The organism is Paenibacillus sp. 102, from assembly GCF_039549175.1.
Lineage (GTDB): Bacteria > Bacillota > Bacilli > Bacillales > Bacillaceae_G > Bacillus_A.
This window is the reverse complement of record NZ_JBCGHT010000001.1, coordinates 80,182-99,005: the sequence shown is the minus strand read 5'-3', so window position 1 is coordinate 99,005 and position 18,824 is coordinate 80,182. Positions and strand designations below refer to the sequence as shown.

Below are 18,824 nucleotides of genomic sequence, written 5' to 3'. Positions count from 1 at the left end.
GATACGCTGTTAATTTACAATAAATTAAGAACTATAGAACAGTAATAAATATATTAACTATATTCTGTAATAAAGGAGTCCATAAATGAAAAAAGTATATTCCTTTTTAATGACTGTATCTGTATGTATATTTATATCTGCTTGTTCCAATCAAACGAATTCTGAGAAAGAAGTAGAATCTGATACTAAAAAAGCTCCTATAGCTGAAACGAATGTAAAAGCTAAGCCTTATACAGAGCCATTAACACAAGTAGGACAAGAGGCAAAACATCCACTTGGAACAGTGATTCTAAAGCAATTAAGTGAGCCCAATACAATGATAGAAGCAGGGCCTCTTCATATTCAAGTGGAAAGAATTAAGGTAATTCAGAGTACAGAAGTAAGTGAAATTGGGAAATACAACTTAAAAGAACGAGGACTAAGTACAGAGCAAATGAATGCAATACAATTTACAACCACTTTAGAAAATACTTCAGATCAAGTACTTGATTTGGAACAAGGTCCTTTTAAAACACTTGTTTTAAGTAATGGTGAACAAGTAGATGTATATAAAATGAATGCGGATCCAAAAAATAGAAGCTTAAATGCCAAGGAGAAAATGAAGGTTACACTTATCTGTTTCTTATCTCAAGCTCCCAATGATGTTACATCCGTAAAAGTAATTACTGATGTGGTACGAGATCAGCAAACAAAAAATGAGGTGAGCACAGTAACCACTACTGAGATTACTATGTAAAAAAGAAAACAGCCTGATGAGGCTGTTTTCTTGTGTTTTCTAATTAAAAAGCGCAGTATCCAGCAACGGGTTTGGATGAACCTGTTTTAATGAAATAATTAGGAGCAAAGCCTTGGTTCAAGCATCATCATAGCCATTATCATCTACTTTTAAGCAATGGTGAACAAGTAGATGTATACAAAATGAGCGCGGATCCCCAAAAATAGAAACTTAATGTAAATGTGAAAGTGAAGCTTACACTTATTTGTTTCTTATCTCAAGCACCAAATTAAAGGTAATGACTGATGTAGTACGAAATCAGTAAACTAAAAGTGAGATGAGACCATTAACCACTAGGGGGATTACTATGTAAACAAGAAAACAGCCCGAGGAGGCTGTTTTCTTGTTTTTCCAATTAAAAAGCGCAGTATCCAACAACTGGTTTAGAAGAACCAGTTTTAATGAAATAGTCAGGAGCAAAGCCTTGATCTAACTCACCACCATAGCCATTATCATCTACAAAATCCCAAACCTTACTTCCCATATAAGATTCGCCATTCACATAGCAATATAACCAAAGTTTAGTGCCATCTGGAATGTTTGATTCAGTCCGTAGGCCATTTATTGTCGGAGTCGTGCGAAGATCTAGCCCAGAACCCGTTTTTTGTACCGGATAAAAAGCAGCTTCCGTTACCGATTGACTTGCGAATAAAACTGAACCTGCTACTGCTACTGAAGCGATTGATAATGCAACTTTTTTAAACATACGTGTTACCTCCTAATAAATTATATTTTATTGCAAATGGGGAATCCCCCTCATACTTAACAAGTAAAAAAATTAAACTGTATTCAAGATTGGTAAGCATGAGGGAGAGCCCCCTTTACTCCTCTATTAATTAATAGAATGTAAAGTTAAAAACAAAAAATAAAGCTAATATTTGTTTCTTTATCAATACTCTAGTTATAAGTTTGAAAAATAGTGTTTTTGGTAAAATATAAATTCTTATTTGTTGTTTTCAAACCATGTTTGAAACGTTTGTAAAGACTGTTCTCCTAATATACGACTCATTTCTTTCCCATCTTTGTAAGAAATAATTGTAGGTGTTCCTTTTATTTGAAACATATCCCAACCTTGTTTATACTCTTCTAGATTCAAAACTTGCATATCGATATTCATATTTTTTGCCATAGGAACTACAATTGGTGAAATCTTTTGGCAATGCGGACAAGTCGTTTTGTAGAAATAAACTACTTTTGTTTTGTGATTTGATAGATCTTGTTGCAATTGCTCAGGGGTAATTTGATTTTTATAATAATTTACCTTCTCAGCACTGATGGTTTTTTCACTTTTTGTTCCTTTATTGGTTAGAATAATAATAAGTGTAAATATTGATAAAATAGTAATGATGAAAAAAAGCATTTTTTTCATATACTGTTTCTCTCCTTGTTTATTTTAGTAAGAATAAAGCCACAAATAATAATAATAAGAAAGGCTATTAGAGCGAGAAATGGAATTGTAATAAATCCGAACCAATCTAAATAATCCCCTGTGCAAGGTATTCTCCCGCATGATGTTCCGTTTTTAGATAAAAATGGTATTTTTTGAAGGGAATAGTGATAGGCAGCTATACATGCGCCAATGATAGCGAGAACCAAACTATAAATCCCAATTCTATAATCTTTGCGTACAATAGCTGTTCCTAGTAAAAGAACTAGTGGATACATGAGAATACGTTGATACCAGCATAATGAACAGGGCTCATATTTCATTATTTCAGAAAGATACAAACTCCCAAGAGTTGCAATAAAAGAAACACACCAGCTACTAAACAATATGTATTCTAGTTTTTTTGTATTGTCCATGACTTCAACCTTCCTTGTTTAAGAGATGGAAATAACGTAATAAATAACCTTAGAAAATAGAATGTAAAAAAATACAAAATGATTAGCTCTAGAGTTATTATAAATTATGTTTCTATTTTGTATATTGAGAAAATTTGGTTTTTATAAAATCTTATAGAAGAATAAAGTAAATAAGCTGAGATAAATTGAAAGTAAGAGTATTCTTTAGGGGCAATGACCCATGCCCATCAAACTAATATTTTAAAGTACTCTCAAAACAAAAAATTTTTCTCTACAGTCATTTATAAGAATTCAGCTTGTTTTGTTATTTAGGCGGGGGTTAATAATTAGTGGGTTATGAAGAAATACCCACTGATTAAAGCTTCATTTTATTTTTACAAATATAAGAATGAGCAAATGGTTATGTAAATGAAATGAAAATTGATATAATAACTATGAAATCGTTCTCATAGATGGAGGCAGTATATGAAAAAAATAGGCGTAGGGATTGTAGGATTTGGATTTTCAAGTACAACATTTCACATCCCTTTATTACAAACGATTGATGAATATGATATTCGTGCGATTGTATCTTCAAAAGAAGAGGTAGTGAAAGAAGCGTTACCGACTGTACAAGTGGTTGGCACAATTGAAGAATTAGTAAAACGAGATGATATAGACCTTATTGTTATTACATCACCAAATACAACGCATTTTCCATTTGTGAAAGAGGCAATTTTACATGGTAAACATGTTGTTGTAGAAAAGCCATTTGTTGTTTCAGTTGAAGAAGGTGAAGAGCTTATTAGATTGGCGGAAGAACATAATGTTTTTGTTAGTGTGTATCATAATCGCCGTTTTGATAATGACTTCTTAACAATAAAGAAATTAATTGAGGAGAAACAAATTGGAAATGTGTATGCATATGAAGCGCATTTTGATCGTTTCCGTCCTTATGTACGTGATCGCTGGCGTGAGAAGAACTTACCGGGATCAGGGATTTTATATGATTTAGGATCACATTTAATTGACCAAGCATTACATTTATTTGGAGAACCAGATGCTGTTAGTGCGGATATAGTAAAGCAAAGACCTGGGGCAGAAACGGATGATTACTTCCATATTGTACTTCACTATGGAATCAAACGTATTGTTTTACATAGTAGTAGTTATGTGAAACATGCAGGACCTCACTTTAGTGTTCATGGGGATAAAGGTTCGATTGTGAAATATGGCATGGACTCACAAGAAGAGCAATTAAAAGCTGGTATGAAGCCAGGTAGTGCAGGATATGGAGAAGATAGCGAGAACAATTATGCTGTTCTAGAGACTGAAGAGGAAATAACACATATTCCGACAGAAGTTGGTTGCTATGAAATGTACTATAAAGGAATTCGAGATAGTATTGTAAGTAGAGCGCCAGTTCCTGTAACAGCCGAAGAAGGTTTACAAGTTATTCGTGTTATTCAAGCAGCTATTGAAAGTAGTGAAACAGGTAGAGTCATTTCATTATAGATCATAAAAAAGACACGATTTCGTGTCTTTTTTATGATTTTTGGGATTGAAATATACGCTTAATTCGATTAGATATGCAATAAAATTCTTTTAGTATTTATTAAAAAAATTTTTAATTGCTTCTAGCTGTATATTATGACTACATTGCTCACAATTGTATTTTCCTTTTCTATTTTCTTTAAAGCGTTTGTATATTTGTGTTCCTTCGTATACCTTAAATATTTGTCTACAACTCATACAAATTACCTCATAAAAAAGTTTATTATGTGGCATGTAATATTCCCCTTTAATCTTAATAAGTCAATTCAAATTGTTATTTTAATTTTTTGTGATTCATATTTTCAGGGTTAGAAAGTCCATAGAAAAACATCGTAACAATATCTTGTATATGCTTTTCACGATCTCCTTCCAAAAATTGAAGCCCGTAGTCATCACCAAGTTTACTAAACATTTGGATGTATAGTAACATCATTTCTTTTGAAAGATTGGGGTTAATTTCATTTTTATGCTGCGCATTTTCTAATATCTTTAAAAACCAAGGTAGGACGGTTTCGTGTTGATAACCATATATAAATGCACGAAGCTCTGGATCTTTTTGTATGACTTGCAACAGCATGTCAGGGTGAAATATACCGCCTCTTTCCATCTTTCTAACAATCATTTTATGCATCATTTCATGAAAAGGCATGTTTTCAGATGCTAGCTCTTTATAGTATTGGAATTCAGTTGTCGCAAATTCTTGAATAAGTTCTCTAAAAAGCGCATCTTTACTACCAAAATGATTATAAATGGTAACTTGAGATACTTTTGCTTTTTTTGCAATATCCTCTATTTTTACATCATTAAATCCACGTTCTGAAAATAATAACAATGCCGCGTCTTTAATAGCACGTTTTTTCTTTTTTTTTACTTTTTCAAAACCGTTCAATACAATCACCTCATTTAAAATATACAAGAAAACAGAGATGGAAACAATAATTTTGAAATATAGACATGAAAATATTTCAAAAAATCGTTGCCAATTTAAGGGGGGAGGAGTACAATAATTTTGAAATATAAACAATGAAATATTTCAAAAAATGAGGTGGAATAATGATTTCAGTCCAAAATGTCACAAAACAATTTTCAAGTGGGAAAGGGTTATTTGATATTACATTTCAAGTAAAAGAAGGTGAAGTTTTCGGATACCTTGGACCAAATGGTGCAGGGAAATCAACAACGATTCGTCATTTAATGGGCTTTATAAAGCCGACAGCTGGTCATACAGAAATTTTCGGATTAGATTGCTGGAATGAAGCTGCGAAAATTCAAAGAGAAGTTGGTTATTTGCCAGGCGAGATTTCTTTTATAGAAGGAATGAATGGATTAGAATTTCTAAAACTTATGCAAGGTATGCGAGGATTGAAAGATACAAAAAGACGTGATGAGCTCATTGAAAGATTACAATTTGATGTGAAAACACCGATTCGAAAAATGTCTAAAGGAATGAAACAAAAGGCGGGAATTGTTGCGGCATTTATGCATGATCCTGAAGTGTTAATTTTGGATGAACCAACGTCAGGATTAGATCCGCTCATGCAGCAAACTTTTATAGATTTAATACTAGAGGAAAAACAAAAAGGAAAGACAATTCTCATGTCATCTCATATTTTTACAGAAATTGAGCGGACATGTGACCGAGTAGCTATTATTAAGGATGGTCGCCTTGTAACGGTAGAAAACATTCATGATTTACAGGGGATGAGAAGACAGGTAATGGATGTAACGGTTTCGTCACAAGAGGAAGTACGTTCTTTACAAAAGGAAAATTTAGAATTTGAAGCGGTGAAGGGGAAGACAGCATCCGTTATTGTACAGGGAAATTATCAAGAAGTATTACAAATACTTGCACAATATAATGTGAAAGCACTTCAAACGAGGGCGATGGATTTAGAACATTTATTTATGCATTATTATGATGCGAAGGAGGGTGTGAAACATGAATAAACAGCTGTTTTTAGCTAGCTTTAAGGAAAATCAAAAAAGCATATGGAGTTATTCGATTGGTGCGGCCCTTTATTTGTGGTTATTAATTTGGATATTTCCATCGCTTGTATCTGCGAAAGGGTTAAATGAAATGATAGATGCTATGCCAGATAGTGTGAAAAAGATTGTTGGTATGGAAAATTCGATTCAAAATGTAAGTGATTTTTTAGCGGGTGAATACTATGGTATGTTATTCATTATCATATTGACAATTTTTAGTGTGACGGTTGCTACACATGTAATGGCTCGTTATGTAGATAAAGGAGCGATGGCTTATTTGTTGGCAACACCTGTATCTAGAGTGAAAATCGGAATAACACAAGGAGTAGTTCTTATTCTAGGATTACTGATTATTATACTTGCGACGTATGGGGCCGGTGTATTAGGGGCAGAGTGGCTCTTGAAAGATAACAATTTAAATCAAGAAGTATTCTTCAAAATGAATTTAGTTGGGGGACTGTTGTTTCTCGTAGTCAGTGCCTATTCATTTTTATTCTCTTGTATATGTAACGATGAAAGAAAAGCTCTTAGTCTTTCTGCTAGTGTTACAATTTTATTTTATTTACTAGATATGGTAGGGAAATTAAGTGATAAGCTAGAATGGATGAGAAATATATCATTATTTACGTTGTTTCGGCCGAAAGAAATTGTGGCAGGGACATATAACATATGGCCGGTAAGTATTGGGTTAACTTTTGGTGCGATTTGTATCTTTGCGGTAGCTATTGTGTTGTTCAAGAAGAGAGACTTACCGTTATAGATAAATAGAGTTGAAAAGATAGTTAGTTTCTGAAGAAATTAACTATCTTTTTTTATTTCTAGAAAATTACAAAAAAAATGAACCTTTTTCCTCACAAATCCGTCTAATAAGTGTAAAGTTTTATTGGAAGATATAAAACGGGAGGGCAGACAGTGAAAGTAATACCTGTATATAAAATGATGGTACAAGAAGAGAGTGATGTTTCTTTAGCTAAAAAAGGTGATCATGAAGCATTTGTCTCTTTAATACATACAAATAAAGCTCAACTCTATCGTATAGCAAAAGCAATGCTATATGATGAAAATGACGTAGAAGATGCGATACAAACGACAATTCTAAAAGCTTATGAAAATATAAAAAAGCTTAAAAATGAAGAGTTTTTCCAAACATGGTGCATTCGAATTTTGATTAATCAGTGTAATGAAATCATACGATCACGAAAAAAAGTAATTGCAATAGAAGGAAATAATGATTACATGATAGCATTTGATTCTTATGAAGATATAGATCTTCATAATGCAATTCAGTCTTTAAACGAAGAATTAAAAGCTGTAACAGTACTTTATTATTATGAAGATATGAATCAAGAAAATATTGCAGCATTATTAGAAATACCAAAAGGAACGGTTAAATCGAGGTTGTCACGGGCGAGAGAACAACTGCAGAAGCAATTACAAATGGAATAGGGGGTGTACGTGTTGGATAAGGATGAATTGTTTGATGAAAAACTGAAAAAACGAATAGAACGAGAGGAAACGATGTTACCTGAGCATTTGAATCGGAAAATTCAGGATACATTACATAATCTACCGGTTAAAAAAAGGTCTTATAAAGTTCAAGTTATGGCTGTTAGTGCGGCAATAATGGTCTTGTCAATCGTCTCTATGTTTGAATTTTCCGTGCAGAGTTTTGCACAAAAAGGTGGCGTATTTGAATATGTAACGAAAAAGGCATTTTCAGATTATGAAAATGAGGAAGAAACAAAATTTAACGTAAATTACCCTGAAAAAGAGAAAATTCATCAAAAAATGCTTGATTCAATTGATCATTTTAAAAATGTTACAGGGCAATTTGAAGAGTACGCTAGCTCATCTCGTCGTATTACTACTTATAAGTATGCAATTGATACAAAAAATCAAAGAGGAATTTCTTCTAAAGAGGATCATCAGTCAAAAAAAATGACAGTTTTATATAACAAAGGAAAAAAACAAGAATTTAATGATAAAGATTATACATATAAAGAAGTGAACTGGAAGCCAGAATTTAAAAATAAAGAGTTACTAAAATTAACGCCTACTGAAAGAGCGTTTAATAAAATGGGAGAAAAAAAACGGTATGATGATGACTATGTTGGATTCGCTAAATATAGTATTCAATCGGAGTTTGCAGATTTGTTAATTAGATATAAAGATTGGGACTTTAAAGAAATAAAATATCTTGGATTAAATTGCTATAAAATAGAGGGCGTTATAAACATAGAGATGCCTTTAAGTACATCTGAAGACTTACGAGGGAAATTCGAAATGATTGTAGAAAAAAATACGGGGATTATGTTGAACTTTCTTAGTTTTCATAATGGAATGATCCAATATTCTATTACTACAGAAAAGATACAAATAGATAAAGAAATTGATGAAAACGTATTTCAAAAAGATGTTTCTTCATATGAAAAAATAAAAACGTATTGAATAAATAGTGAGCTAGTTATTTGGCTAGTTTTAATTCGTATAGAATAATATATATCGGGGGAAATAATATGGAGAAAAGTTCGCTTTCGCGTGAAAAAAAGAATAAGAAGAAATATAGGAAAAGAACAGTAGTAGGAATATTTTTAGGAATCTTGTTAGCTAGTGGAGTGGGATACGGTGCGTACCTATACAATAAAGCTTCAAATGCGGTACAAAAAGCTTCTCTCAGCCTAGCACGTGGTGAGAAATCTGATTTACGTGAGGGCGCTGTAAAACCAATAACAAATAATATTTCTCTTTTAATTATGGGCATTGATGAGAATGTGGAGCGTCAAAAAGAATATAATGGTGCATTTCATACAGATGCACTATTGTTAGCCACATTTAATAAAGATGATAAGACAGTTAAGTTAATTAGTATACCACGTGACACATATACATATGTTCCAATTGAAAAGAAAAAAGATAAAATAACCCATGCATACGGTAGAGGTTTTGTAAAGAACGGAAAGGATGGGGGACCACAAGCTTCTGTTGAAGCGGTAGAAAAATTATTACATGTACCGGTTGATTATTTTGTGAAATTCAATTTTAATTCATTTATAAAAATTGTTGATGATTTGGGCGGCATTGAAATAGATGTTCCAATTGAGTTTTCTGAGCAAAATAGTAAAGACGAACCCGATACTATTCATTTGAAAAAAGGAATGCAAAAATTAACAGGAGAAGAAGCGCTAGCTCTCGCAAGAACACGTCATATTGATAGTGATGCCATGAGAGGACAGCGTCAGCAACTCGTCATTGAAGCAATATTAACAAAATTAAAAAGTGTAGGATCTATTACGAAAATAGGAAAAATGATTGATGCTGTAGACGGTGATTTTAAGACAAATTTAGCTTTGGCTGATATGTTGTCATTTTATAAATATGGATTAAATGCTTCAATTGAGAAAATACAATTGGTCGGAGATGATTTATATTTGCCGAATGGGTCGAATGGTGAAAGAGTATATTATTATAATCCAGATACAAAGAGTTTAAGAGAACTTAGCAAGACACTTCGAAGTCATCTGGGACTAAGTGAACAACAGACTAAAAAAGAAAGTGAAGAGAGTTAAGGGGTATAAAAAAACGCAATAATTGTGCTTATAGAGGTATTGCTTCTTCTATTGGATGGGGGATTTTTTGTAAATCAATTACATGATCGCCGAATCGTTTTATATGTCTACGATTCACAAAAGAAAGCATATGAGGTGTAATAAAAATGAAAATACAAATTGTATTGTTTGACGGCTTCGGAGAGCTTGTCTCTTTCGCACCTTTTGAGGTACTCAAAAGAGCGATAGAAGAAGGGGCTCCATTTACGGTTGAACTAATATCAAGTGAACCAAAACAAGAAATTACTACTTCGTTTGGAGTTACGGTTAAACTAAATGATTTTTTACGAATGGATAATCGTCCAGATCTGTTAATTGTACCTGGTGGTGGCTGGAATCATAAAGCTGAACATGGGGAACGAAAGCAAGCAGAGCTTGGAACCCTGACCGAAATGATTAGAGAGATGCACAACGAAGGAACGATCGTTGCTGGAGTTTGTACAGGAGGTATGCTACTAGCTGCCTCCGGTATATTGAATGGTCGAAAAGCGACGATGCACTATTTGGCGCAGAATGAAATCATTGGATACGGGGCAGAGCTTCTTCGTTACAGAATTGTTGATCAAGGGAATATTATCACTGCAAGAGGAGTCACTTCAGGACTTGATTTGGGGCTTTGGATCACGGAAAGGTTCGCAAGCCCTAAAATTGCAGCTGCCGTTGAATATAGAATGGAATACGAGAGGCGAGGTGTTGTTTGGAGTTAATTTGAATTCTTTTTTATTGGCTTAATCACAGGGTTCTTGCTGTAGACCGCAAAGTAGCTATTCGTATATATAAAATTGAAGCCAATCCTGGCTTTTTTTATTGTTTGTTTTTCCCTAAACTAAAAGTGTAGGTAGCTATTTTATACAGAGGGAGAGACAAGCATGAAGAATAATTGGAAATAAAAGTAAGTATATGACCTATTTTTACACATATCTCGGCTGTATCCCATACCTATCAAGCTAAGAAAAGCAAATCCCCCAAAACGAGAAAATTGATATCTCCAGGTGAAAATGTACAAATTTTTTTGTTTAGGGGACGTTATAAAATTCTTTAATTCGACAATCAAACCTTCAATTATCGAGTATTTAATATTTATGAATTTAATTCTTCCCATTCACTCAAATACATTCTTTTTGTAATCTTATGTGGATTATTAAGCTTACAAATAAGTTCTAAACTATTTCCATCTGGGTCGTTAAAATGAATTTTAGCATGAGCATAATGGTTATGAGCTATTACAAAGGGTTCACGGGGCTCAAATCCAAATGCCTCCCTCGGTTCGTATCCTTTGTCTTTAAGCCATTTCAACGAATTTTTTAAATCATCTAAAGTGACTTGAAATGCTATATGTCTTATAGATGGATGATATTCAAGTTCTACTTTATCGGTTTCCCATAATCCTAGCCAACTTTTGTCTTTTTCAATCCATAAAAAAGCTATTTTATCCTCTACACTATGATCGAACTCCAAACCTAGATTTTCATAAAACTGTATCGACGATTTTAAATTACTAACTGGTAAATGTGCTTCATACAGCCCTTTAATCATCTGATTTTCTCCCTTACTTTCTGTTCTTGAATATTAATATACCAATTAAAAAATAATATTGAATCCAATAAAAGTATTAAAATTCCATACATCTTTAGTAGGGGGTATCACCACATTGCCATCAACTTAAGAAATTAATTGTTCCCCAAAAACGAAAAAAGTGAGCCGAATTCTCATAAATTACTATAAAAAGGTAAATTTTTCGTTATGGGGAGTATCACAAAATCTTAGCTTGATGGATGTGGGGTATATTAAAACCTTAGCTTGATAGCGATGGGGTACCGCCAGCATTTTGGAAAAAACCCACGCTAAGAGCATACAAAATTTTATACAGTTTTTCGGCTAATCCAGTAACAAACAAGAACCCTAAAACCCACGTCAGGATAGGGATGTATAAAAAAACGAATAGAGTCATAGAAAAAGAAAAAGGCGGATTCCTTGTAAGAGTAGGGATCCGCCTTTTTCCTTGTACCGATAATTTTGCGTTATGTTAACTTTACATGAATACGATATACATACATTAATCCAATGAACAAATAAACAAGACACATATATAAGAAGAATGCATATCTCACATTAAAAATGTCACAACTAAAAAAAGTTATCAAATAAACCAGTTCATTATAATGAACTGGTTTATTTGATAACTTAAAAATCACGATTTTTTTAAGAACAAAAAGTAGTAGTAATATTTAATGTCCATCCCAAGATAGAACCGCTATCTCCACCAAGATCATCAAATACAAAAAGGTTCCATACACCATTTGGATCTATTCCATTGAAAACACTTAAAAACGATCCATACGGAGGTAGTGGTGCTGGAAAAGGAAAAATATCTGTAAATCCATAATTAGTTGGTTGAAATGTACCAGAGACGATTTGACTACTGTTAGGAAGTAGAGATTGTGCAAAGTCATTAAAAGTTAATGTAACATTATTAACATCAAAAAAACCACCTGCATCTGACATAAGAATAACGTTTTGCCCTTGTGGTCCTACAAGCAAGATATCAATATCATCTGGAAATGTATGAGTTAGGCCAATTATTGTCACTGTAACTTGAGTAACCCCACCAGATAAACCTGTCACATTAATACTAGATGGATAGGGTGTTGCTAGACCTGCGGATGGTATAACAATTGGAGACAAATTACTAAATGTAGCTGTGGAAACAGTACAAGGAGTAGATATAGGACCAGGAGTAGGACAAGAAACAGCACGAGGTCTACAATTTTTTCTATTAAGTGGATACAAAAAATTCACCTCACTTATCTATACTATTATATTTAATTCAAAAAGAATGATTTCGCTTCTTATACTTGTCCCATTTATAGAATATCTTAGATAATTTATTTACTTTTGATAATGGACTTTATGTTAACTAGATTTGTATAGAGTGTGCAAACGATTCTTGGAGATCTTGTTCATCAAAACCAGGCCAGATTGTTGAATAACATTTTAAATTGAATCGTAAAGATTGTGAAGAAATATTTTTTATTTAACAGAGCTTTATCGTAAAATATGAACAGGAGGTGATAAAGTGAAAATAAGAAAACGTATACTTGGTTATGTAATAGATTTATTTATTTCAATAGCTATCTGTATATTTCTTTCAATCCTACCATTTCTCATTGTAGCAGTAATAGCTTTACTATTTTTGCCTTTCGTTGCAAGTTACGAAGATACATGGAATCCAATATTAACTGGGATAATGAATGGTATGCTGCTGTTGAGTGCTTTGATATTTATGATTACATCACTAGGAGCTAATTTCAAATTAAACTTAACATGGGGTTATAAATTTAACGGTTTAATATTAAAAAATACCAATAAATTTAAATTGTTTACATGGTGGTTTATAAGAAACGGAATAGCAGGTCTACTTATATTTTTAATTGCTTATCATTTAGCAAATGACATGGACTACCAGTACCTCTTTTTACCGATTTTTATTTACATAATATATTTATGGATAGATGGGATAGTGTTCCTCCTTACAAAGGGAAAGAGAACTTTTACAGATATTTGGACGGGCATAGAAGTGTTAGAAACAACGAAAGTAGTAAAAGGTAATATCCCACGATCTGGAACTAAACTATAGAAATTATTTATTCTCCAAGAACAGAACGATGGTTTTTTATTGTTTTTTTAGAAATTGCTTATTTAATTATTAAGCACTTTAATTGAACAAGCATAAAAGGATCTTCCAATCGAAGATCCTTTTTGCAATACCGATAAACCTTCATTATTTTAAGTAGATATGTATATATTATTCATAAAAAATTAATCATTCCTTCTTTTAATTGATTTCATAAAGTTTTTTTCACATAATTGTAATTAAGGGGGATGATTCCAAGTTGAGTAAACAGAATATTATCACAACAGTTTCAGGAGATTTAATTGTTACCAATCTGATTGGCAAGATTAAAACAGATGATGTTAACGAATGGTTTAACGGATTCGAGAAAGTTTGTCAGCAATTCATTTCCGAAGGTCGGAAATACAAATTGTTGGTAGATAGAAAAGGGTACACTCCAGATCATTTTTCAGTTCAAAAAGCATGGAAAGATAAGTTTTTCAATGAAAACATTTTGAATCATAGTAAAGCAATTGCGTTTCTCCTTGAGGAAGGAGAGATAATGAATTATTTACAACAGTCCAATACAAAAGAATCTGTAAATTTTTTTGATAATTATGAACAAGCATTAATTTGGTTGAATGAATATCCAATATAAAACCTTTAGGACTAGCATTTAGCTAATCCTTTTTTTGTTGAAATCGAAACTACCGATAACGATAATTATGTTAATAATACCTCATGATGTGGTGAAATCTAGGTGTTGTATTAATCCCTCATTCTTCTCTATTTACTTATACTTATATTTTTAATAATTTATTATAGTATTGATGTTAATTTAAAGTGTTTTGTACGAAATAAACAGTTAGGTTTTTTGGGTTAATATAAGAGTGATAAACTATTCATTTTCTTAATTCACAAAATTTTCTAAACTACAATCTTGAAATGTTAATATTTGTTATATAATAGACCTATCAAGAAACATCCCTATGTTTTTCGAATATGCCTAGAAAGATAGTATGTTTTACCCTTGCTTTCATTATTACAAAAAGAACTTGTAGTGATTCCTACAAGTTCTTTTTGTGCTTCTGTTTAACCATAAACAGAAACTTTCAAACAATAATTTTCCATAAAAAGGAATAAATGTTTTTCCATGTTTCGTAGCATACTAAAAGCGTAGGAGGTGATACATATGGCAAACAAGAATAACAGAAATAATAAACAAGTATTGGTTCAAAGTGCTGAAAACGCAATTGATCAAATGAAATATGAGATTGCACAAGAATTTGGAGTACAGCTTGGTCCAGATACAACATCTCGTGCAAACGGTTCTGTTGGCGGTGAAATCACAAAGCGTTTAGTAGCCCTGGCTGAACAACAACTTGGCGGTGGGTTTACTCATTAATTTCACCGGAAGACATACAAGATTACAGTAAATCGTAGCATATATTTTTTACCTGTATTTAATTTATAAATTACTTTAGATACTTCATGATAAGCATCCAAAGAGGGTGCTTTTTTCTTTGTTGTATAGAAATTACATAATAAACATAAAATCCTACAAGATGAAAATAATGATTTTTGTACTCTATTCTATAACTTATTTATTTGTATTCTAAACATTTTAAACAAACGTTTGATTAAATACTTATGAAATTCCTTAATAAGGTTAAAGGAGTACTCAATAATTTGAAAGTTAATCTATAACATTTTAGTTTAGGAGGCATTTTCATGGGGAAAATTATTTCAACTTCTTATAATCACGAATTCTTTAGAACAATTAATAACAGTGGGAGAAATTACAGCAATGTATTGTAACATTAAATTATCAATTTAATGTAAAAAATAACAAGAATGGAACTTAATAAATTTAATAGGTTCCATCCTTTGATAATATACACGCTAATTTATCTCCGTTTCATACTACGAATAAGAGCTTTAGTTTCTTTATCTACACGATACGATTCTGTAATTTTTTGCAAAGCTTTATTATAGGTAAAATCATCGAGAGTATTATGTTTTAAATAGTCCAATGTTAAATCAGGAAATTTTATATAACATATAGATATAGCCCAAGCAACAGCCATTTTTGCGTAAAAACCATTATGTTTTGTGTTATCAAGAAGAGTTAATACTTTATGAATGTACTCATTTTCGATATAAAAGTCTAAAAGCATGACTACTCCAAAGCGAACTTCATATTCTTTTTTCGATGAAAGATAAGGTTTTAAGAATTCCCATACAAGCTCTCTATGTTCTTTGGTAAATTTGAGTCCTATACAGAAACTATCGCAAACTGACCAATTATCTATTTTGGGTACGAAAGAAGCTACATAAGATAAGTGTTCATTAATATCCGTTTTAATATAGCCAATAACCATACCTTGTAACATAATTTCCTCAAAATATCCATCCTCAGCTGTTTTTAGATAAGTACGCCAATCATCCCTTGCAATCTTCTTTGCTATTTTGCGTAGTTCAGGTAGTCGCACACCCAAAACATTATCAATATTAGGTATGAGTGCTGCTGAAAATTTTTGATATTCTGGATCAATAAGTTCAAAAATTTGTGTTCTAATTATATTTTTCATCCGTGTCCTCCTGATACTTAAATATATGCCTAAACGATACATCAGTAAAGGGTTCTCCATAAATAAAACGTTGCATACGATTCCCAATTTGTCCAAGTTGCAGCATATTGCTTGATCTCTTTTTTTGTTGGTTTTGTTTCAGATCCTGTAAGTAATTTAATTACATTATGCAAACCTACATCATCGATTGGAAAAGCCGAGGGAAACCGTAAACAACGCATTAGAACGTAATTTGCTGTCCATGGTCCAATACCACGAATATTAACTAAAAGTTTTTCAGCTTCTTTATGATTATCTGTATTTAACAAAGATTGTTTCTTTAATTTTCCGTCTACCATAAGCTGCGCAACACCAATTAAATATTCACATTTCTTTATTGTCATTTTTAGTGGAAGTAAATCTTCGACAGTTAATTTAGCAATGTTCTGTGGTGTTGGGAAAATCCAATATTTTTTCCCTTCCCATTCTACATATTCACCAAAACTTTCTACCAAACGCCTCTTTAATGTATACGCATAGGTAAGGTTGATTTGCTGTCCAAGAATACCCCAACATAGGGCTTCAAATAAATCGGGAATCCCCATATTTCGTAATCCATAGTGTTCTTTGACTGGATTATTTAGTAGCACATCTTTATTAGCTAAATCATAAAAGGGAGATAAATTAGTGTCTAAATCAAACCATTCTCGTACGTAACTAGCAATGGCAGCACGAATCCATCTAGTTGCTATTACTGTATTATCTATAAAACGTATAATAAGATTATTTTCTTGGTCTGCACTAATTTCAATCAATGGTCTTTCCTGTTCAATAAGGACAGCGCGATAAATTTTATCATCTTCTATATCAAACATACATTCATTTGGAGAGCGCTGTAGGTATTGTAAATTTTCTTTGAAATTAAACTCCTTAGGAACGAGTAGTTTTATCTCCTGTTCAAAATCCCTCCAAGAACCATGCGAGAGTATAGGACAACAATTTTTACAAGGGAAATATCCAGAATGCATAACCTCTTTTCTAGATTTAAATACAGTAATATTTTGTTTTTTTGTCCATTTTCACACCATGGAAAGCAATAAGTTTTACTTGTCATATCGCTTATAAAATATGGAGCATCCCATTCAGTGTTGTTTATATGATTTGTCATGAAATCCCCTCTGTTTTTCCATACATAACTCTTATATATTTTTATCATAAATTGCTTTTATTTTATTTTGTAATCTTGCTCTTATATTCCTAAATCCGTACAAATGATAAGTGTTAGGTTTATACTAAGTTTCCGTGGAGGTGATTACATGGGAAAACAAAATAAGCAAACAGTTATAAATGAAAAGGATGAAATTAATTTAACTGATGAGAGATGGCAGGCTATCGTGCAAAATGATGCATCATATAATGAGGAATTCTATTACGCAGTAAAAACAACAAAGATTTTTTGTCTTCCATCTTGTAAGTCACGTACTCCAAATAGAGAAAATGTACGAGTATTTTTAACTCAACATGGAGCTATTCAGGAAAACTTCCGTCCATGTAAAAGATGCAAACCTACTCAAGAATCCTTGCAAGATATAAATGCTGTGAAGAAAATTAAACAGTATATTGATGAACATTGTAATAAATCATTGACAGTAAAAACCCTTGCAAAAATGATTCAATGTAGTACAAGCGACTTAGAACATAAATTCCATAAATTTTATGGAATAACTCTAACTGAGTATGTAAAGCAACTACGATTTGCAAGAGCAATGCTATTTCTTGCTAACTCAGATAAATCAATTATGGAAATAGGGTTTGAAATAGGGATTCCTAATACAGAGCATCACACAGGTATGTCTGAAAAAAAGAAATAAAATTTCTATTGAAGTTGGATACAAGGGAAAAAACTTAGAGTTATAAAAATAGTTCAAGTTAGTTTGTGAAGTTTACTTCTTTCATAATAATTATTTTTTCATCATTCATATACAGGTTTTAGTAGCCTATTCAAAATAAATCATGAAAGAATACCAATTAGTTAAATAATATAAAAGGAGGGACGAGTTGAATACAAAATTGTTATATAAATTTCCTAAAACGCTTATGAATAAAGGAAGCGGTTTTCTTTCTGGATATAGTCATACATTAAATCCTTATACTGGCTGTGCATTTTCATGTTCATATTGTTATGTACGTCAAATGCCTGTTTCGACATTTCGTAAACAAGAATGGGGGACTTGGGTAGATATTAAGAAAAGCGCAGCTGAAGTATTAAGGAAAGAACTTATAAGGGAAAAAAAGAAAGGAAAGGTGACAATTTTTATGTCATCTAGCACGGACCCCTATCAACCTGTTGAACATAAAGAAGAAATTACACGTTCTTTATTAGAGGTAATGGTAGAGATTCAACCAGATTTTTTATTTGTACAGACTAGAAGCCCATTGGTCCGAAGAGATATTGATTTATTACTTCAATTGAAAGAAAAAGTACGTGTAAGTATGACCATAGAAACCGATAGTGAAACCATTCGCAAATGGTTTACACCTAGTGCTCCACCAATCAATGCTCGACTAAAAACATTACAGATACTTGCAGATGCTGGAGTTCCAACACAAGCAACTATTGCCCCCATACTACCAAGTAGTGAAGCTTTTCCTGAAAAACTCATTGGTTTAGTGGATCGGGTTTGCATAGATGACTTTTTCATGGGAGATGGTAGCGGAGGTAGAAGGACCCAAAAATTAGGGGTAAGTAACATATATGAAAAAATAGATTTAAATGAATGGTATAGTCCTGATGCATACAAAATTGTATACAATAGGTTTAAAAAAATGTTCCCAGAGGAGAAAATTCATTTGAGCCAACAAGGATTTTTACCATTCCATTAATAATTAAAATATTTTTCATGTTAATCCTCCTAAATGTAGAAGCCTAAAGTAATTTA

Annotated in this window: 20 protein-coding genes and 2 pseudogenes; 13 read left to right on the top strand and 9 right to left on the bottom strand. The window is 32.2% G+C overall.

Annotated elements, in window-relative coordinates; all coding sequences use genetic code 11:
- Positions 1-85 precede the first annotated feature (85 nt).
- The gene (locus AAIE21_RS00515) at positions 86-736 is read left to right on the top strand and encodes a hypothetical protein (RefSeq protein WP_343264986.1); all 651 of its coding nucleotides are present in this window, start codon (positions 86-88) and stop codon (positions 734-736) included.
- Positions 737-1,130: 394 nt separating this feature from the next.
- On the opposite strand, the gene AAIE21_RS00510 is transcribed toward AAIE21_RS00515, so the two are convergent.
- The 3 genes from AAIE21_RS00510 to AAIE21_RS00500 all read right to left on the bottom strand — a co-directional run bounded on the left by AAIE21_RS00510 (position 1,131) and on the right by AAIE21_RS00500 (position 2,578).
- The gene (locus AAIE21_RS00510) at positions 1,131-1,481 is read right to left on the bottom strand and encodes a hypothetical protein (RefSeq protein WP_000475221.1); all 351 of its coding nucleotides are present in this window, start codon (positions 1,479-1,481) and stop codon (positions 1,131-1,133) included.
- 237 nt (positions 1,482-1,718) lie between these two features.
- The gene (locus tag AAIE21_RS00505) at positions 1,719-2,144 is read right to left on the bottom strand and encodes a DUF6568 family protein (protein WP_343264985.1); all 426 of its coding nucleotides are present in this window, start codon (positions 2,142-2,144) and stop codon (positions 1,719-1,721) included.
- On the bottom strand, positions 2,141-2,578 hold the full coding sequence (locus AAIE21_RS00500) for a disulfide oxidoreductase (RefSeq protein ID WP_343264984.1): 438 nt from the start codon (positions 2,576-2,578) through the stop codon (positions 2,141-2,143). The genes AAIE21_RS00505 and AAIE21_RS00500 overlap by 4 nt, the downstream gene beginning before the upstream one ends.
- 465 nt (positions 2,579-3,043) lie before the next feature.
- Here AAIE21_RS00500 and AAIE21_RS00495 point away from each other — a divergent pair, with 465 nt between their 5' ends.
- Positions 3,044-4,072 (top strand): oxidoreductase, encoded by a 1,029-nt coding sequence (locus AAIE21_RS00495; protein WP_343264983.1) that lies wholly within the window; start codon positions 3,044-3,046, stop codon positions 4,070-4,072.
- Between the two features lie 90 nt (positions 4,073-4,162).
- On the opposite strand, the gene AAIE21_RS00490 is transcribed toward AAIE21_RS00495, so the two are convergent.
- Both AAIE21_RS00490 and AAIE21_RS00485 read right to left on the bottom strand, forming a co-directional pair.
- Positions 4,163-4,345 carry a hypothetical protein gene (locus AAIE21_RS00490; RefSeq protein WP_017151477.1) on the bottom strand — a complete coding sequence of 61 codons (183 nt, stop codon included), beginning with the start codon at positions 4,343-4,345 and terminating at the stop codon, positions 4,163-4,165.
- Positions 4,346-4,385: 40 nt separating this feature from the next.
- Positions 4,386-5,027: a TetR/AcrR family transcriptional regulator gene (locus AAIE21_RS00485; protein ID WP_343264982.1), complete on the bottom strand. Its 642-nt coding sequence runs from the start codon at positions 5,025-5,027 to the stop codon at positions 4,386-4,388.
- Between the two features lie 137 nt (positions 5,028-5,164).
- Here AAIE21_RS00485 and AAIE21_RS00480 point away from each other — a divergent pair, with 137 nt between their 5' ends.
- The 6 genes from AAIE21_RS00480 (at position 5,165) to AAIE21_RS00455 (ending at position 10,409) form a co-directional block, all read left to right on the top strand.
- On the top strand, positions 5,165-6,058 hold the full coding sequence (locus AAIE21_RS00480; RefSeq protein WP_343264981.1) for an ABC transporter ATP-binding protein: 894 nt from the start codon (positions 5,165-5,167) through the stop codon (positions 6,056-6,058).
- Positions 6,051-6,857, top strand: a complete 807-nt coding sequence (locus tag AAIE21_RS00475) for an ABC transporter permease subunit (protein WP_343264980.1) — start codon at positions 6,051-6,053, stop codon at positions 6,855-6,857. The genes AAIE21_RS00480 and AAIE21_RS00475 overlap by 8 nt, the downstream gene beginning before the upstream one ends.
- A gap of 152 nt (positions 6,858-7,009) precedes the next feature.
- Positions 7,010-7,543, top strand: coding sequence for a sigma-70 family RNA polymerase sigma factor (locus AAIE21_RS00470; protein WP_343264979.1), 534 nt, complete (start codon positions 7,010-7,012; stop codon positions 7,541-7,543).
- 12 nt (positions 7,544-7,555) lie between these two features.
- A complete protein-coding gene (locus AAIE21_RS00465) occupies positions 7,556-8,545 on the top strand; it encodes an anti-sigma factor (RefSeq protein WP_343264978.1) in 990 nt (329 codons plus the stop codon).
- Between the two features lie 68 nt (positions 8,546-8,613).
- The gene (locus AAIE21_RS00460) at positions 8,614-9,663 is read left to right on the top strand and encodes an LCP family protein (protein ID WP_343264977.1); all 1,050 of its coding nucleotides are present in this window, start codon (positions 8,614-8,616) and stop codon (positions 9,661-9,663) included.
- Between the two features lie 146 nt (positions 9,664-9,809).
- A complete protein-coding gene (locus tag AAIE21_RS00455) occupies positions 9,810-10,409 on the top strand; it encodes a DJ-1/PfpI family protein (protein WP_343264976.1) in 600 nt (199 codons plus the stop codon).
- Between the two features lie 373 nt (positions 10,410-10,782).
- Here the strand turns inward: AAIE21_RS00455 and AAIE21_RS00450 are convergent, their stop codons facing one another.
- Positions 10,783-11,238 carry a VOC family protein gene (locus AAIE21_RS00450; protein WP_343264975.1) on the bottom strand — a complete coding sequence of 152 codons (456 nt, stop codon included), beginning with the start codon at positions 11,236-11,238 and terminating at the stop codon, positions 10,783-10,785.
- A gap of 666 nt (positions 11,239-11,904) precedes the next feature.
- Positions 11,905-12,492, bottom strand: a complete 588-nt coding sequence (locus tag AAIE21_RS00445) for a hypothetical protein (RefSeq protein WP_343264974.1) — start codon at positions 12,490-12,492, stop codon at positions 11,905-11,907.
- Positions 12,493-12,778: 286 nt separating this feature from the next.
- On the opposite strand from AAIE21_RS00445, the gene AAIE21_RS00440 reads away from it, so the two are divergent.
- The 3 genes and pseudogenes from AAIE21_RS00440 (at position 12,779) to AAIE21_RS00430 (ending at position 14,720) form a co-directional block, all read left to right on the top strand.
- Entirely contained in the window at positions 12,779-13,339 is a 561-nt protein-coding gene (locus AAIE21_RS00440) for a hypothetical protein (RefSeq protein WP_343264973.1), read from the top strand.
- A 201-nt stretch (positions 13,340-13,540) separates the two neighbouring features.
- A pseudogene (locus AAIE21_RS00435) lies at positions 13,541-13,973 on the top strand (STAS/SEC14 domain-containing protein).
- 534 nt (positions 13,974-14,507) lie between these two features.
- Positions 14,508-14,720 carry an alpha/beta-type small acid-soluble spore protein gene (locus AAIE21_RS00430; RefSeq protein WP_343264972.1) on the top strand — a complete coding sequence of 71 codons (213 nt, stop codon included), beginning with the start codon at positions 14,508-14,510 and terminating at the stop codon, positions 14,718-14,720.
- A gap of 502 nt (positions 14,721-15,222) precedes the next feature.
- Here the strand turns inward: AAIE21_RS00430 and AAIE21_RS00425 are convergent.
- Both AAIE21_RS00425 and AAIE21_RS00420 read right to left on the bottom strand, forming a co-directional pair.
- The gene (locus AAIE21_RS00425) at positions 15,223-15,906 is read right to left on the bottom strand and encodes a DNA alkylation repair protein (RefSeq protein ID WP_343264971.1); all 684 of its coding nucleotides are present in this window, start codon (positions 15,904-15,906) and stop codon (positions 15,223-15,225) included.
- Between the two features lie 41 nt (positions 15,907-15,947).
- Positions 15,948-17,053, bottom strand: a pseudogene (locus AAIE21_RS00420) (DNA-3-methyladenine glycosylase 2).
- Positions 17,054-17,201: 148 nt separating this feature from the next.
- Here AAIE21_RS00420 and AAIE21_RS00415 point away from each other — a divergent pair.
- Together AAIE21_RS00415 and AAIE21_RS00410 are read left to right on the top strand one after the other, a co-directional pair.
- A complete protein-coding gene (locus AAIE21_RS00415) occupies positions 17,202-17,756 on the top strand; it encodes an Ada metal-binding domain-containing protein (protein ID WP_343264970.1) in 555 nt (184 codons plus the stop codon).
- 226 nt (positions 17,757-17,982) lie between these two features.
- Positions 17,983-18,768, top strand: coding sequence for an SPL family radical SAM protein (locus tag AAIE21_RS00410; RefSeq protein WP_481858656.1), 786 nt, complete (start codon positions 17,983-17,985; stop codon positions 18,766-18,768).
- Positions 18,769-18,824 lie beyond the last annotated feature (56 nt).

Excerpts from the sequence above, each read along its gene's own strand:
- AAIE21_RS00515 (WP_343264986.1), top strand. The coding sequence starts at position 86 with ATGAAAAAAGTATATTCCTTTTTAATGACTGTATCTGTATGTATATTT.
- AAIE21_RS00510 (WP_000475221.1), bottom strand. The coding sequence starts at position 1,481 with ATGTTTAAAAAAGTTGCATTATCAATCGCTTCAGTAGCAGTAGCAGGT.
- AAIE21_RS00505 (WP_343264985.1), bottom strand. The coding sequence starts at position 2,144 with ATGAAAAAAATGCTTTTTTTCATCATTACTATTTTATCAATATTTACA.
- AAIE21_RS00500 (WP_343264984.1), bottom strand. The coding sequence starts at position 2,578 with ATGGACAATACAAAAAAACTAGAATACATATTGTTTAGTAGCTGGTGT.
- AAIE21_RS00495 (WP_343264983.1), top strand. The coding sequence starts at position 3,044 with ATGAAAAAAATAGGCGTAGGGATTGTAGGATTTGGATTTTCAAGTACA.
- AAIE21_RS00490 (WP_017151477.1), bottom strand. The coding sequence starts at position 4,345 with ATGCCACATAATAAACTTTTTTATGAGGTAATTTGTATGAGTTGTAGA.
- AAIE21_RS00480 (WP_343264981.1), top strand. The coding sequence starts at position 5,165 with ATGATTTCAGTCCAAAATGTCACAAAACAATTTTCAAGTGGGAAAGGG.
- AAIE21_RS00475 (WP_343264980.1), top strand. The coding sequence starts at position 6,051 with ATGAATAAACAGCTGTTTTTAGCTAGCTTTAAGGAAAATCAAAAAAGC.
- AAIE21_RS00460 (WP_343264977.1), top strand. The coding sequence starts at position 8,614 with ATGGAGAAAAGTTCGCTTTCGCGTGAAAAAAAGAATAAGAAGAAATAT.
- AAIE21_RS00455 (WP_343264976.1), top strand. The coding sequence starts at position 9,810 with ATGAAAATACAAATTGTATTGTTTGACGGCTTCGGAGAGCTTGTCTCT.
- AAIE21_RS00450 (WP_343264975.1), bottom strand. The coding sequence starts at position 11,238 with ATGATTAAAGGGCTGTATGAAGCACATTTACCAGTTAGTAATTTAAAA.
- AAIE21_RS00430 (WP_343264972.1), top strand. The coding sequence starts at position 14,508 with ATGGCAAACAAGAATAACAGAAATAATAAACAAGTATTGGTTCAAAGT.
- AAIE21_RS00425 (WP_343264971.1), bottom strand. The coding sequence starts at position 15,906 with ATGAAAAATATAATTAGAACACAAATTTTTGAACTTATTGATCCAGAA.
- AAIE21_RS00415 (WP_343264970.1), top strand. The coding sequence starts at position 17,202 with ATGGGAAAACAAAATAAGCAAACAGTTATAAATGAAAAGGATGAAATT.
- AAIE21_RS00410 (WP_481858656.1), top strand. The coding sequence starts at position 17,983 with ATGAATAAAGGAAGCGGTTTTCTTTCTGGATATAGTCATACATTAAAT.